Source organism: Bifidobacterium mongoliense DSM 21395 (assembly GCF_000741285.1).
GTDB classification, from domain to species: Bacteria; Actinomycetota; Actinomycetes; order Actinomycetales; family Bifidobacteriaceae; genus Bifidobacterium; species Bifidobacterium mongoliense.
Window position 1 is genome coordinate 72,031 of the sequence record NZ_JGZE01000004.1, and the last position, 14,183, is coordinate 86,213.

At 65.2% G+C, this 14,183-nt stretch carries 13 protein-coding genes; 12 read left to right on the forward strand and 1 reads right to left on the reverse strand.

What is annotated here, in order from left to right:
* Positions 1–75: 75 nt before the first annotated feature.
* On the reverse strand, positions 76–2,295 hold the full coding sequence (locus tag BMON_RS02760; RefSeq protein WP_033513036.1) for an RNA degradosome polyphosphate kinase: 2,220 nt from the start codon (positions 2,293–2,295) through the stop codon (positions 76–78).
* A gap of 848 nt (positions 2,296–3,143) precedes the next feature.
* Here BMON_RS02760 and BMON_RS02765 point away from each other — a divergent pair.
* From BMON_RS02765 to BMON_RS02820, 12 genes are all read left to right on the forward strand, one after another.
* Positions 3,144–4,142: a CpaE-like family protein gene (locus BMON_RS02765; protein WP_152595781.1), complete on the forward strand. Its 999-nt coding sequence runs from the start codon at positions 3,144–3,146 to the stop codon at positions 4,140–4,142.
* On the forward strand, positions 4,132–5,178 hold the full coding sequence (locus BMON_RS02770) for a TadA family conjugal transfer-associated ATPase (RefSeq protein ID WP_081882815.1): 1,047 nt from the start codon (positions 4,132–4,134) through the stop codon (positions 5,176–5,178). Before BMON_RS02765 ends, BMON_RS02770 begins: the two co-directional genes overlap by 11 nt.
* Positions 5,168–5,842, forward strand: coding sequence for a type II secretion system F family protein (locus BMON_RS02775; RefSeq protein WP_052122224.1), 675 nt, complete (start codon positions 5,168–5,170; stop codon positions 5,840–5,842). Before BMON_RS02770 ends, BMON_RS02775 begins: the two co-directional genes overlap by 11 nt.
* 58 nt (positions 5,843–5,900) lie before the next feature.
* Entirely contained in the window at positions 5,901–6,452 is a 552-nt protein-coding gene (locus tag BMON_RS02780; RefSeq protein ID WP_051917811.1) for a type II secretion system F family protein, read from the forward strand.
* Positions 6,453–6,764: 312 nt separating this feature from the next.
* A complete protein-coding gene (locus BMON_RS02785; RefSeq protein ID WP_051917839.1) occupies positions 6,765–7,052 on the forward strand; it encodes a DUF4244 domain-containing protein in 288 nt (95 codons plus the stop codon).
* The gene (locus BMON_RS02790) at positions 7,052–7,447 is read left to right on the forward strand and encodes a TadE family type IV pilus minor pilin (protein ID WP_237745302.1); all 396 of its coding nucleotides are present in this window, start codon (positions 7,052–7,054) and stop codon (positions 7,445–7,447) included. Before BMON_RS02785 ends, BMON_RS02790 begins: the two co-directional genes overlap by 1 nt.
* Positions 7,444–7,836, forward strand: a complete 393-nt coding sequence (locus BMON_RS02795) for an Rv3654c family TadE-like protein (protein WP_272944899.1) — start codon at positions 7,444–7,446, stop codon at positions 7,834–7,836. The genes BMON_RS02790 and BMON_RS02795 overlap by 4 nt, the downstream gene beginning before the upstream one ends.
* A gap of 180 nt (positions 7,837–8,016) precedes the next feature.
* The gene (dnaX, locus tag BMON_RS02800; RefSeq protein WP_033513032.1) at positions 8,017–10,755 is read left to right on the forward strand and encodes a DNA polymerase III subunit gamma/tau; all 2,739 of its coding nucleotides are present in this window, start codon (positions 8,017–8,019) and stop codon (positions 10,753–10,755) included.
* Positions 10,756–10,764: 9 nt separating this feature from the next.
* Positions 10,765–11,367, forward strand: coding sequence for a recombination mediator RecR (gene recR / locus BMON_RS02805; RefSeq protein WP_033513030.1), 603 nt, complete (start codon positions 10,765–10,767; stop codon positions 11,365–11,367).
* A gap of 94 nt (positions 11,368–11,461) precedes the next feature.
* Positions 11,462–12,226, forward strand: a complete 765-nt coding sequence (locus tag BMON_RS02810) for an aspartate kinase (protein ID WP_051917812.1) — start codon at positions 11,462–11,464, stop codon at positions 12,224–12,226.
* 140 nt (positions 12,227–12,366) lie between these two features.
* Complete coding sequence (locus BMON_RS02815) at positions 12,367–12,927, forward strand: ACT domain-containing protein (protein ID WP_033513095.1); 561 nt, start codon at positions 12,367–12,369, stop codon at positions 12,925–12,927.
* 134 nt (positions 12,928–13,061) lie between these two features.
* Entirely contained in the window at positions 13,062–14,132 is a 1,071-nt protein-coding gene (locus BMON_RS02820) for an aspartate-semialdehyde dehydrogenase (protein WP_033513028.1), read from the forward strand.
* Positions 14,133–14,183 lie beyond the last annotated feature (51 nt).

A 14,183-nucleotide genomic window follows, 5' to 3' on the forward strand; every position in this document is an offset into this window, starting at 1 on the left:
TGCCATGCCGCCGGTCCGGCCCGACGGTGACATGGCACCTGATGCCGTCCAGCCGGTTCGGCCTGACGACGGCACTCAGCGTTGGTGCGTGTGGATGAGGTATTCCTGGCTGTCGACCAAGGGCCGGTTCTCCTCGTCGCGTGCATGTCGCACGTATTCGCCATCGGGGAGCATGTGCCACGAAATCGTGGAGTCCGCCATCTGCAGATCGACGTAGTTGAGCAGGCGCTCGATCTGTTCGGGATCGCTGATGCGCACGAGCGCCTCGACCCGTCGGTCCAGATTGCGGTGCATGAGATCGGCGGATCCGATCCACACCTCGGGACCGGCCGCCGGCCCTTCTCCGATCTGCGGGCCATCGGCGTTGGCGAAGGCGTAGATGCGGCTGTGTTCGAGGAACCGTCCGAGGATCGAACGGACCTTGATGTTCTCGCTGAGTCCGGCAATGCCGGGCTTGAGTGCGCAGATGCCACGTTCCACGATGTCGATGTGCACGCCCGCCTGGCTGGCACGGTACAGCGCGTCGATCGTCTTCTCGTCGACGATGGAGTTGACCTTGATCTTGATCCAGGCCTCCTTGCCCTCCTTGGCCGCGGCCTCCTCGCGTTCGATGCGCTGGATCAGGCCGCTGCGCACCGTCCGAGGTGCCACCAGGAGCCGGTGGAAGCTCGAACGCGGCGCATAGCCGGACAGCTGGTTGAACAGACGGGTGAGATCCTGGCCGACCACGGGGTCGCAGGTGAGCAGGCCCAGATCGGTGTAGAGTCGGGCGGTCTTGGGGTTGTAGTTGCCGGTGCCCACATGGCAGTAGCGGCGCAGCCCGTCATCCTCCTGGCGCACGACCAGCGAAAGCTTGCAATGCGTCTTCAGTCCGACGATGCCGTAGACGACGTGCACCCCCGCGCGTTCGAGCTTGCGGGCCCACGCGATGTTCGCGCCCTCGTCGAATCGTGCCTTGATCTCGACGAGTGCCAGAACCTGCTTGCCGGCGTGGGCCGCGTCGACGAGCGCGTCGATGATCGGCGAATTGCTCGAAGTGCGGTACAGCGTCTGCTTGATGGCGAGGACCTTGGGGTCCGCGGCCGCCTGGGCGAGGAACGCCTGCACGGATGTGGAGAAGGAGTCGTAGGGGTGGTGCAGCAGGATGTCGTGGTTGCGGATGGCGGCGAAGATGTCCTGCGCACGGCTCGACTCGACCTCCGCGATCTGGCGGTTGGTGATCGGGATGAACGGCCGGTACTTCAGGTCGGGGCGGTCGATGCTCTGCAATTCGAAGAGCACCGTCATATCGAGCGGTGCCGGGATTCGGTATACCTCCTCCTCGCTCACACGCAGCCGGCCTGCCAGCAGCTGCGACAGGAACGGGCTGGTGGTGTCGGAGATCTCGAGCCTGATGGGCGGTCCGAAACGGCGCCGGAGCAGTTCCTTCTCCATGGCGTTGAGCAGGTTCTCGGCGTCATCCTCCTCCACGTCGATGTCTTCGTTACGCGTGACGCGGAAGGAGCGTGCCTCCTTGATGATCATGCCGGGGAACAGGGATTCGAGGTGCGCGATGATCAGGTTCTCCAGGGGGATGAACCCGTAGCGCTCCTTGGACCCGCCCTCGTCGGTCATATCCGCGACGGGGAGCAGGCGATTGAGGTTGTCGGGGATCTTGACGCGGGCGAAATGCGATTTGCCGGAAGACGGGTTCTCCACCAGCACCGCGAGGTTGAGCGAGCCGCCGGAGATGTAGGGGAAGGGGTGGGCCGGGTCGACGGCCAACGGCGTGAGCACGGGGAACACGAGCTGGCGATAGTAGCGTGACAGCCGTTCCTGTTCCGACGTGTTGAGCTTGTCCCAGCTCAGCAGGACGATATGCTCCTTGGCCAGGGCCGGCAGGATCTCATCGATCACCTCGTGTGCATGTTCGGCCTGCAGCTGGTGCGCCTCCTCACTGATGGCGCGCAACTGCTGACGCGGGCTCAGTCCGGAGGCCGCGGTCACGGCGATGCCCGAATCGATGCGTCGCTTGAGGCCGGCGACCCGCACCATGAAGAACTCCTCGAGGTTCGAGGCGAAAATAGCGGCGAAGTTCGCGCGTTCCAGCAGCGGCTGGTCCTTGTCCTCGGCGAGTTCCAGGACGCGCTTGTTGAACTTCAGCCAGCTGAGTTCCCTGTCGAAGAACCGCTCCGCGGTCAACGGTGCCTCACCGGCGCGCTGTTGGGTCTTGTCGGTCTTGTCGGTCTCGGCGATGTGCTCAGCGATCTGGCTGCGCAGGAGCGCCTTCGAGGGTGCGTCAAAAATCTGTGCCATGCTCCTACTCTAGGCGTTGCGTGTGTCGGTGAGAACCAGAACGCGCCGGAATTCAGGTGTTGTTCACGGGACGCCGAATCCCAGCGGCGTGTTGTGGGCGATGTCGCGACACGCCGAGGGAATCCGCATACGCACACGGGTGCACATATGGGCTGCGGAAACGCTCAGATTGCATCATGGCGCGGCTGGGTGCGGACGTGAGTGCACAGTTGTGACAATAAGCGAACAAAGGGCCTTCCCGGGTTGCATGCCGCTCGAAGATGTGGATAATTATAAGTGCAAGGAAAACTTAAGAGCAGAAGCCCACAAAAGGAAATGGTCACGATGACCACTACGTTGGACGGGCAATGGATAGACTTACCGTTGCAACGATGAGGTTGTGCAGAGATTCTGCCTGGTTCTACTTGCAAGGAGACCCGCTTCGGCGGGTCTCCTTTTTTCTGCCCGCTACGCCGTCTGTTGTACCGATATGTCATGACCGAATGGTCGCACGGCTTGTTTGCCGAAAGGTCATCGCCGAACGGTTGCACTGAACGGTTGCGTCTTCGGTGGATTCGGGCGGACTGCTCACGTTGGGCGCCATATCCTCACGTTGTGTAGCACTTCCCCAACAGCCTCGAACAGTGGGGAACCAGAAACGGCCATATACCGCCAAACCGCAGGACTGCGCCGGTCCGTGCACCAGCGGGCCCCGCGGTATTGACTACACAACGTGCAACGAGGCGTCGAAGGTGGCGCATTCGGGGCTACCGGGTTACGGGATCATGGGCGCGAAGGCGTGTGTGGCCTTCGACCACATAGGTCTCACCGGATTGCCACGCACCCCATCATGGCGGTTCGATTGTGTCATGAGCAATGATCCGAGTATCGCCGCACCGCGCAGCCGCGACCGCAGAAGGTTCTACACGGCTGGTCCAACAGGGGACGACACGTCCGAGATTCCCATCGTGTCCCCATCCGGTTCCGCTCAGATCCGTCCCTCGTGGATGGGCGGCGGCATGGTACATGGCATAGAGCGTCGCCGGGCTATGGTGCCCCAGGGAGCGACCGATGAATCCTGGGGCCGTAACATCGTGGTGTGCACAGCCGTGAGCGGGGGTCTTGGTCTCAGTGTGTTGGTCGCGAGGCTGGCTTGGGAGATGGCCGATCTCGGCCATGATTGCGCGTTGGTCGATGCTGATTTCCACGCCGGGGGACTGGATGTCCTGCTTGGCGTCGAACACGAGCGGGGAATGAGGTTCTCCGACGTGAAGGCGCCGTTGGGCCGTATCGAGGGGCCGGCATTGCGCGAAAAACTGGTGGTGTGGGAGGGCGTGCGGGTGTTGCCCTACGATGCATGGAACGGCGCTCCCCCCGAATGGTGGGAGGTGGAGGCCGTACTGCGCGGGTTGGGGCAGGCTGCCGACGTCGTCTTCGTCGATGCCGGGTCCGGTGCATCGCTTCCTGCCGGTATGGAGCGCGTCGGAGCCGTGCATTGCGTCGCGGTCGAGCTTTCGGTATTGGGCCTGGCTCGGGCGAAGACGTATCTCGCACGTCTTGATCTCGATGGCTTGGCGACCGGGATGAAACCCATGGTCGTGGGACTGCATCCGCGTGGCGCCTCGAGGTCACGCCGGCTGTTGGGCGTCGACGAGGCGTCGGACTATTTGGGGTGCCCCGTCATGGGGCCGATTCGGCATCGTCGAGGACTGCAATATCAAGTGTTGGAGGGGCTGGGCATCACGCGCGGCAGCCGGTCCGGTCGTGGTATGGCGACGCGGATTGCGCAGCGGGTGGAGGGCATGTTGGGTGCCGATGCCGTCGCGGCGGCGGGAAAGCATCGGAGGGTGGTGGACGATGTTCGATGACGAGCTGGACCTCGGCCCCCTGCGCGACATCGTGGCCGATCGTCCGGTCACCGATCTGACGGTGACGTGCGACGGCAGGGTGTGGGCCGACTATGGCATGGGCATGCAGGAATGCCGGCCCCGCATACCGTTTGCCTCACCCGCCGTGGTGCGCGCCTATGCCGTCAATCTCTGCGCTCAATTGGGCCGCAGGCTTGATGACGCCTGTCCGATAGCCGATGCCTCGAGCGTGAGTGGGATTCGTGTGCATGCCGTGCTGGAGCCCATCGTGGCGCGGGGTGCCGTGATCTCGATTCGGTTTCCCGGCGCCCGTGCGCCCGACCTCGACGAGTTGCATGCGATCGGAGTGTTCCCGCAAGGCTGGCTGGCGTTGTTGCGTGCCTTGGTGCGGCATAAGGCGACGATCCTCGTCACCGGTGGCACCGGAGTGGGTAAGACCACTCTGCTCAGGGCGTTGCTCGGCGCATGCCCCGTGCGGGAGCGTGTGGTGAGCGTCGAGGAGGTGCGCGAGCTGGGCGAGTTATCACGGGACAATTACGTGTCGCTGGTCTCCCGCGAGCCGAATGTGGAGGGTGCCGGCGCCGTGGGGTTGACCGAACTGGTCAAGGCCACGTTGCGGATGCGGCCGGATCGCGTCGTGTTGGGTGAGTGCCGCGGCGAGGAGGTGGCCGACCTGTTGCGGGCATTGAATTCCGGCCATCATGGCGGCATGGTCACGTTGCACGCCGACAGCGTGCGCCGGGTTCCCGCCCGGCTCATCTCGCTGGGGTTGCTCGCCGGTATGGATCCGAGGGCCCTGGCCATGCTGGCGGAAGGGGCGTTCGATGTGGTGCTTCATCTGGTCCAGCGTGGGGGCGGGCGTCATATTGCGCAGATCGGTCGTCTGGTCCTGTCGCGGGACGGCGCGTTGCAGGGGCAGGCGCTCGCCACCTGGGACGGCGTGGGGGAGGTCCGCCCGGGCGCCGATTGGGAGATGTTCGCCCGCACATGGCTGCACGGCGGTGGTTCCGGGTCGATGGGGAGGCATGATGGTTGATTCCTGGTACGCGGCCGCCGCATTGATGGTCGCGCTGCTGTTGACGGCCCCGGCGCCGCAGGCCCTGCACCGGGTGAGGGGTCTGGGTGCCGTGCCGATCGTCGGGCGACCGCGCATCGGTGTGCTTGCGGTGATCGCGCAGGCCTCCGCGCATATTCGTTCCGGGGGATCCATTGCCCAGGCGTTCGGGGGGTTGGGCGACGATGACTGGACCGGTGCCGGGAACCAGGCGTCGTGGTTTGGAAGAGTGCTGTCCATGAGGGCCTTGGCGCGTGAGACGCCGGCGCAGATTGATTATGCCGCCGTGGAATTGGCCCTGTCCGTGAGGTGCAGCGAACGTCTGGGATGCGAGTTGGTCCGCTGCCTCGATGACGTCGCCGATTCGTATCGTGCCTGGTCCGCCCTTGAAGAGCTTAAGGCGAATGCTCTGGCCATGCCCCAGGCGACCGTGAAGCTGCTGTCCTTGCTGCCGATCGTCACCGTGTTGCTGGGGGAAGTCATGGGTGCGCGGCCAGTCGCCTTTCTACTGGGCTCACGGCAAGGGCTGGTTTGCCTCGTGTTGGGTGGTGCGGTGTATGCGTTCGGCATGGTGTGGGTGCGGTCCTTGCTGCGTGGGGCGACGATGAAGTCCTGGGCCGAGTCCGCCATGCGGATTGAAGAGTGACTCGTGGAGCAAGTCGTCCGCTGCATCGTGGATTGCGTCGAGAATTGGGGGAGTGGGAATGGAGACCAATGGTTATGCGATCGTCAGCGCGTGCTGTATCTCGATCATCGTGTTGATCGCCCGTCCGCGCGTCCGGCGCTGCGTTCCGTGGCGCCGTCCCGCCGTGGGCTCGATTCAACCCGACCCCGGCATCACGCTGATCTTGCAGCTGCTGGCGACCGCCGTCGGTCAGGGGACATCCATCCCCCGTGCCTTGGAGGTCATTGGGGAGAGCGTGGCGGGTTCGTACGGAGCGTCTCTCGTCCGGGTGGCGCGGGCATTGCATCGTGCGGTGCCTTGGCGTGACGCCTGGGTCCCTGTGTTGGCTGCGGGGCGGCATGAGGAGCTCTCGTTGATTCGTGACGCCTTGGAGGATGCGTGGGATCAAGGAGTGTCTCCCGTGGGCCGTCTGGATGTCGCGGTGAAGCAGATCAGAATGCGTCGGCGTGGGGCCATCGAGCGCGGAGCGTCGCGTCTGGCCATACGTCTGCTCGTGCCGACGGGCCTGTGCTTCCTGCCCGCCTTCATTCTGATCGGCGTCATTCCTTCGATCGGCTCGTTCTCCATGTGACTCTATGTGAATCACGTTCGTGCCTTGAGGGGGGGGGGGAGAGCGGTGCTCAGGCGTCGTCTGCCGTCATGTGACGTTCGCGGAGGTGTTGGCGGTGCATCCGGGTTATGCCCCCGATGTGCGAAAGCTGGTGCTTGGTACCTGATACCTGATTCCTGGTGTCCGACGACGGCGACACACCGCAGCCTCCCTGCCCATGGGTCCTCGACCACAGTGCCGGTGCACACCGCCTTGCGTGGCCGGGCCCCTCCACACTGGTGCTATCGGCGATGGCCGCCGGTACTGACGAAAGGAACGATGATGGGTACACCGATGGTTACGACAACAGATGCAGCCCTTGCGGCGGGGTGCGGCGACCGGGCGGGCGGCTTTCCAAAGCGGTTGTCCGCGATGCTGGGCGCCGCGCGGGGGCGCATCACTCTGCTCGACGCCCGAATACGCACGATGATGGCGGAACCGGAGCGGGGCGCCGCGACGGCCGAATACGCCGTGGTGCTTGTGGCTGCCACCGGATTCGCCGGGCTCTTGGTGGCATTGCTCAAATCCGACGCCGTGCGGGGCCTGCTCACGAACATCGTGAGGCAGGCCCTGAACACCTGATGATGAGGTATGGGGCAGCGGCCGTGCGCCGCCGCGTTCACGGCGTCGCACGCTGGCTGCATGGCGGCGACGATGGGGCCGTCACGGCCGAGTTCGCCACCGTGCTCCCCGCGGTGATGGTGATCGCTCTGGTCCTGATGTCGCTGGCGAGAGCGGTCGTGGTCTCGATGGATTGCCAGGATGCGGCCGCCGTGCTCGCCCGCGAGCTCGTGGTGGCGCGGGGTGAGGTGGATGGTGGTGCGCTGGTACGCAGCGTCGCGGGACCCGGGGCCACGGTTGCGGTGGATAGGGCCGGGGACACGGTCACGGTCACCACATCGTGCCCGGTCATACCCGGGCCGGGCAATGTGCTGCCCACGAGGGTGCGGGCCACGGCCGTCGGGAGGCTGCAGTGAACGGGGGCGTCAAGGAATTATGGTCACGGTGGCGGCCGTGTTGGACGCGTGAGGACGAAGGATCCGGCACCATGGTCGGCATGGGCCTTGTGGCCGCCGCGGCGGTGCTGCTGGCCATGGCCGCCTCAGTGGGCAATCTCATGGTGTGCCAGGCCCGTGCCCGTTCGGCGGCCGACCTGACGGCGCTCTCCTCGGCGGCGGTGCTCTGGCATACGCAGGGCGATGCCTGTGCGGCTGCGGGCACCATCGCGGATCGGCACGGTGGCCGTCTCGCGTCGTGTCGGGTCGATGGCGAGGATGTCGTGGTCACGGTGGCCATCCCCACCCGGGTGCCGTTCGCTGGGGAGGTGTCCGAACGCGCCGCGGCAGGCCCCGTGGAATGCGAATAGCGGGGAGGCCGGGGTCCCTCGGAGCGGTGGGGCGAGGGCGATCAAGATAGCCGGGTACCAGTAGGTTAGAGGTGATCGCCGCCGATGGCCGCGGTGGTCCCTGTGATGGCTGACATGGGTCGGTTGTCGTCCGGACGCATCGGCGGCCTAGGGCATCACGAGTCTTGAGGGAGCGTACGCATGGCATTGGCGTTGTATCGTCGATATAGGCCCGACACCTTCGACAAGGTGATTGGCCAGGACCAGGTCACGGTCCCGTTGTCGCGGGCACTGGACCGCGGACGACTCACCCACGCCTACCTGTTTTCGGGACCCCGGGGCTGCGGCAAGACCAGTTCCGCCCGCATCCTGGCGCGCTGCGTCAACTGCGCCAAGGGCCCCACCTCCCATCCCTGCGGCGAATGCGAAAGCTGCAAGGACCTCGCCAACGGCGGCCCGGGGTCCATCGATGTCGTCGAGATCGACGCGGCCAGCCACAACGGTGTCGAGGACGCCCGTGAACTGCGCGAGCGCGCGACATTCGCCCCCGCTCGCGACCGGTATAAGATCTTCATCCTCGACGAGGCGCATATGGTCACCCAACAGGGCTTCAATGCTCTGCTCAAGATCGTCGAGGAACCGCCCGAACACGTCATGTTCATCTTCGCCACCACCGAACCCGACAAGGTGATCGGCACGATTCGTTCCCGGACCCATCACTACCCGTTCCGGTTGGTGCCCCAGGAGATCATGGGGCCCTACCTCGAGCAGATCTGCCAGCAGGAGCATGTCACGTGCGAACCCGGCGTGCTCAGGCTGACGATGCGTGCCGGTGGTGGTTCGGTGCGCGATACGCTCTCCATCCTCGACCAGCTCATGGTCGGGTCGGTGGATGGCGTTCTCTCCCACGACGTGGCCGTCGCATTGCTCGGCTTCACGCCCGATGCCCTCATCGCCCAGGCCATTGACGCCGTCATCGAACGCGATGGCGAGGGATTGTATGGCGTCGTGCAGAAAGTGGTGGTGGGTGGGTACGATCCCCGTCGTTTCGTCGAGGATCTGCTGGCCCGTGTCCGGGATCTGCTTGTGCTGACGATCGGCGGCGAACATGCCGAACGTGTGCTGAGCGATGACGCCGCCGTCGATGACGTGCAGCAACTGCATACGCAGGCCGCCGCACTGGGATTGCATGCCCTGAGCGCCATGGCGGAGACCATCAATACGGCGCTCGCCGCCATGACGGGGGCGGTGTCGCCCCGTATGCGCCTTGAGCTGCTCGCCGCGCGGCTGTTGGCCGGGCGTGACCCCGAAACCGTGTCCGAAGTGCGGCATGACGTTGCGCGGCCTTCGGCTCAGCCGCCCGTCGCTTCGCGGCATGAGGCCTCGCAACGCACCGCCCCGGCATCATCGCCGTCCGGGGGAACGCGGGCCGGATTCGCCGGTGCCGCCCGACAGTCCTCGCCGCAGTCCGCTCCCACCGGTGGTCCGGCGCCGACGGCCAAAGTGGAGCCAGCCCCCGCCCAATCCTCCGACTCCGGGCGCACGGAAGCGACGGCTGCCCCCGTGGAGCCCGAGTCCGCCTTGGCGGCAGGTGGGAATGCCGCGGCTGATACGGATGCGGCGCATGGGTCGGCGGCCGCGTCACCGGATGCTCATAATGGTGTCGCGTCCGCTGGGAATGCCCCCCATGATGATGAACGCAGCGTCGAAGAGCGGTGGGCCGCGGTCCTCTCCGCGTTGCCTCAGGATGTCCGCGAATATGTGGATGGCGACAGGGTCACGAACGTGGCCCTGAGCGTCGGGAGGAACGGTCGACGCAGGCTCTCCATGACCTTCGACCGTGCCATCAGCCAGCATGCCTTCGCGCTCGCGCTGTCCTCGGACGCCGCGCACAGTGGATCCAAAGCCTCCGCAATCGTGCTGCACACGGTGCGCCAGGTCTTCGGCGAGGATGTCATGATCGCCCCGACGAAGGTCGCCGCGAACGGCGAACGCGTCGAGCCGACATCCCGCATGGCGCCCGAGCGGCTCGCCCAGGTGAAACGACAGATAGCCCTGGCCAAGGCCGGGTTGGCCAATACGGCGCTCGCCGCCGCGGCGTCACGTACGAAGGCCTCCGCCGAGCAGGGCAAGGAGTCGAAGACCCCGGCCGGGTCGGCATCGAGTGACGCCGACGACCCCAGTCATCCCCGCGCCGGTGTAGCCAACGACCGTACCGGCGATGACGACGATCCATGGTTCCGGCCGGTTTCCGCAAGGTCCAGTGTTGCCGCCCATGGTGTCGATGCCGGCGCTGAGACAAGTCCCGCTGGTGCCGCCCATCGCGACGCCGTTCGGCCCGGCCATGACGGGTCCGCGCATACGATGCATGCCCCCGCTGTCGCAGGGGCCAACGGTGGTGCGGGAGGCGCTGGCCATCATAAACACGTCGCGGTTCCCGATATGAGCGATGACACCGATCCGTGGGCCATACCTGCCCTCCCCGGAGGTGTCGCGCCGGAGGGTGCATCGTCTGCAGTCCCGCCGTCATCGGCGGAACCCGCGCAGAATTCCCCAACGGCATCCGCGCCGCAGGGCCCTTCCGCGGTGCGTGCCTCTTCGGTGGCAGCGCCGTTCCCCGTCTCGCAACAGGCGGCTTCATCGTCTTCCGCATCGGTGGTGCCAGACGGCGGAGTGCGGCCGATGGATTCCGGCTCGAGCGCTACCCCGAGCCCAGACATGGGTGCGAATGCGAATCGGGGCGACCCGGTCCGGCATCCGCAGGTGGCTCCGGAGGACGACGTCTATTCGTTGAGCGACAAGTCGTTGGACTCCACGGCGGCGATGGACATCGCGCAGATTGCGAAGATGTTCGATGTGAAGCAGGTCGAGGATTTCGCGGCCGACGATCCGCATAACCCCAAGAACGCGCAACCTGCGAACAAGCATCAGGAAGGCTGATCACAACCCATGGCATTGGCGTATGACAACGCGATACAACGGCTGATCGATGCGTTCGCGCATCTCCCCGGCATCGGTCCCAAAGGGGCGCAGCGCATCGCCTTCTACCTGCTGTCGGCGGGCGACGAGGAGTCGACCAATCTTGCCGAGGCCATAGCCGAGGCCAGGCAGAAGGTGCGGTTCTGCGATATCTGCGGGAACGTTTGCGAAACCAGTCCCTGCCCGGTGTGCGCCGACCCGCGGCGTGACCACAGCATCATCTGCGTGATCGAGGAGCCCAAGGATGTGATGAGCATCGAAAGGACGCGCGAATACCACGGCGTCTACCACGTGCTGGGCGGCGCCATCAACCCCATGGCCAACGTGGGGCCCACCGACCTGAACATCCCGAAACTGCTCGACCGTCTCAAAGGCGACGAGGTCAAGGAGATCATCCTCGCGCTCGATCCCAACATCGAAGGCGAGGCGACCACGACCTATCTCAGCCGTCTGCTGTCCCCGTTGGGCATCACGGTCACCAGATTGGCGAGCGGTCTGCCGGTCGGCAGCGATCTCGAATACGCCGACGAGATCACGCTCGGCCGTGCACTGGCCGGGCGGCGTGAGGTGTGATCCGGTATTGTGGCGTGCGTGCCTGCCGCGGGCGTAATCGCGGCGTTTGCGTAGAATGAGCGCCTAGGGAACGAGGGTGAGGAGAGGGACAACCGTGGCTCTTATCGTACAGAAATACGGCGGGTCGTCCGTCGCGGACACCGACTCCATCACGCGTGTGGCGCGACGGATCGTCGAGACGAAGAAGGCGGGCAACGACGTCGCCGTGGTTGTTTCGGCCATGGGCGACACGACCGACGACCTTATCGACCAGGCCATGAGCATCGACTCGAATCCGCCGGCCCGTGAGATGGATATGCTCATGACCGCGGGCGAGCGCATCTCCATGAGTCTGCTGGCCATCGCCATTCACGCCGCCGGCTTGCACGCGTATTCGTTCACGGGTTCGCAGGCGGGCTTCCTTACCGACGCCCAGTTCGGCACGGCCCACATCAAGGCCGTGAAACCCAAGCGGGTCCGCCGGGCGCTCGACAAGGGTTGTGTGGCCATAGCGGCCGGATTCCAGGGCGTGAACGAGGGCGGCGACGCCACCACGTTGGGCCGCGGAGGCTCCGATACCTCGGCTGCGGCGTTGGCCGTGGCGCTGGGTGCGGATATCTGCGAGATCTACACGGACGTCGACGGCATCTTCACCGCCGATCCCCGCATCGTGCCCACGGCCAAACGCATACCGAGCATCGATTACGAGTCCATGCTCGAGATGGCGTCCTGCGGTTCGAAGGTGCTGGCGCTGCGCTGCGTCGAATACGCACAGCGTTTCCGCATGCCGCTGCATGTGCGCAGCTCCTTCTCGCATCGCGTCGGCACGCTCATCGTGCCCGACGGCGTGGATCCGGCGTCGTTGCCCAACCTGGGGTGATGGTTCTGGTGTGCGCCAGACGATGGGCGACGAATTCCCCATGGTGCATGCCGACGATCGCGATACCACGGTATGCGGTCGAGGCGAACGATGATCGAAGAGCGACTGATAAGGTGTGAATCATGACAGCAAAGCAGACGATGCGGGATGAGGCTTCGATGGGGGATCTGTTCCCCGATCTGGGACCCGAGGCTCCCGTGATATCAGGCGTCGCCCACGATCGAAGCGAGGCGCTGGTGACGGTCCGCGGCATCCCCGATGTTCCCGGCGTGGCCGCGCGCGTCTTCGCGACGCTGGCCGAGGCGAACGTCAACATCGACATGATCGTGCAGGCCGGAGCGTCGACGGGCACCGCCGATATCTCGTTCACGGTGCCGGAGTCCACGGTCCACCACGTCGAGGAGACGTTGCGGGAACGGCACGATGAGCTCGCGTACCGTACCTTCGACGTGAATCTCAACGTCGGCAAGGTGGCGGTGGTCGGTGTGGGGATGAAGACCCATTCGGGGTTGGCGGCCAAGTTCTTCGACGCCCTGAGCGCGCATGGCATCAACGTCCTGATGATTTCGACATCCGAGATTCGCATCGCGGCCCTGGTGCCGCTCGATGTGCTGGACGAGGCGGTCCGTGCCCTGCACACCGCCTACGGGCTCGACGCCAAACGGGTCGAAGCGGTTGTGTATGGCGGCACCGGGCGCTGAGTCGATCGGGCGTCGACCCGATCGGGATCGAGGCCGATGAGCCGCTGGGGCATACGGACGGTGCGGCGAGGTAGACTGCGAACGGCATGTAGTCAGTAGCGCAGTCAGGATTGCAGGCAAGACGAGGAGTGGATATGGTGCGGATAAGCGATCGCGGAGTGAATGTCGCGGTACTCGGTGCGACCGGGCAGGTCGGCATGGTCATGAGGCGGGTGCTTGACGAGCGCAACGTCCCCATTCATGACCTGCGGTTCATGGCCTCCGCGCATTCCGCGGGCACGACGCTCACGTGGCGCGGCCATGACATCGTCGTCGAGGATGTGGAGAAGGCCGACCTGTCGGGTATCGACATCGCCATCTTCTCCGCCGGCGGCGGCACGTCGAAGGTCTGGGCCCCCCGCTTCGCCGAGGCCGGTGCGTATGTGGTCGACAACTCCTCGCAGTGGCGTATGCACGACGATGTGCCGCTGGTCGTGGCGGAGGCCAATCCCGACGATCTCGACGATGTTCCCCGCCGGATCATCGCGAACCCCAACTGCACCACCATGGCGTGCATTCCCGTGCTCAAGCCCCTGGACGTCGCGTTCGGCCTCAAACGGCTCATCGTCAGTTCCTACCAGGCGGTGTCCGGCGCCGGTCGCGCCGGGGTCGAACAACTCATGAACGAGGCAAAGGCCGCGGTCGATCAGGGAGCAGACAAGCTGGTGTTCGACGGTTCGGCGATCGACTTCCCCAAGCCCACCAAGGTCGTGCGCACCATCGCGTTCAACGCCGTGCCGTTTATCGGGGCGATCGTGGACGACGGCTCCGAGGAGACCGACGAGGAGCAGAAGATGCGCAACGAGAGTCGTAAGATTCTGCATCTGCCGAACCTCAAGGCCTCGTGCACCTGTGTGCGCGTGGGCGTGTTCACCGCTCATGGCATGAGCGTCAACGCCGAATTCGAACGCGACGTCACCCCTGATATGGCTCGCGATCTTCTGCGTGACGCCCCCGGTGTGCAACTGTGCGACATTCCCAACCCCCAGCTGGCGGCCGGCAAGGACCCCAGTTTCGTCGGGCGCATCCGCCAGGATCAGGCCGTCGACGGCCATCGCGGTCTGGCGATCTTCATCGCCAACGACAATCTGCGCAAAGGTGCGGCGCTCAACGCCGTCGAACTCGCGGAAATCGTGATTCGCAAGCATTTCGCCGATCGGCTGTAGGGCGAGGCGCTGATATCACGCACGGCCCTGCACCTGTTGGTGTGGCTCCGA

Bases quoted from the DNA above. Each gene is read 5' to 3' on its own strand.
- BMON_RS02760 (WP_033513036.1), bottom strand. From the start codon at position 2,295: ATGGCACAGATTTTTGACGCACCCTCGAAGGCGCTCCTGCGCAGCCAG.
- BMON_RS02765 (WP_152595781.1), top strand. From the start codon at position 3,144: ATGAGCAATGATCCGAGTATCGCCGCACCGCGCAGCCGCGACCGCAGA.
- BMON_RS02770 (WP_081882815.1), top strand. From the start codon at position 4,132: ATGTTCGATGACGAGCTGGACCTCGGCCCCCTGCGCGACATCGTGGCC.
- BMON_RS02775 (WP_052122224.1), top strand. From the start codon at position 5,168: ATGATGGTTGATTCCTGGTACGCGGCCGCCGCATTGATGGTCGCGCTG.
- BMON_RS02780 (WP_051917811.1), top strand. From the start codon at position 5,901: ATGGAGACCAATGGTTATGCGATCGTCAGCGCGTGCTGTATCTCGATC.
- BMON_RS02785 (WP_051917839.1), top strand. From the start codon at position 6,765: ATGGTTACGACAACAGATGCAGCCCTTGCGGCGGGGTGCGGCGACCGG.
- BMON_RS02790 (WP_237745302.1), top strand. From the start codon at position 7,052: ATGATGAGGTATGGGGCAGCGGCCGTGCGCCGCCGCGTTCACGGCGTC.
- dnaX (WP_033513032.1), top strand. From the start codon at position 8,017: ATGGCATTGGCGTTGTATCGTCGATATAGGCCCGACACCTTCGACAAG.
- recR (WP_033513030.1), top strand. From the start codon at position 10,765: ATGGCATTGGCGTATGACAACGCGATACAACGGCTGATCGATGCGTTC.
- BMON_RS02815 (WP_033513095.1), top strand. From the start codon at position 12,367: ATGCGGGATGAGGCTTCGATGGGGGATCTGTTCCCCGATCTGGGACCC.
- BMON_RS02820 (WP_033513028.1), top strand. From the start codon at position 13,062: ATGGTGCGGATAAGCGATCGCGGAGTGAATGTCGCGGTACTCGGTGCG.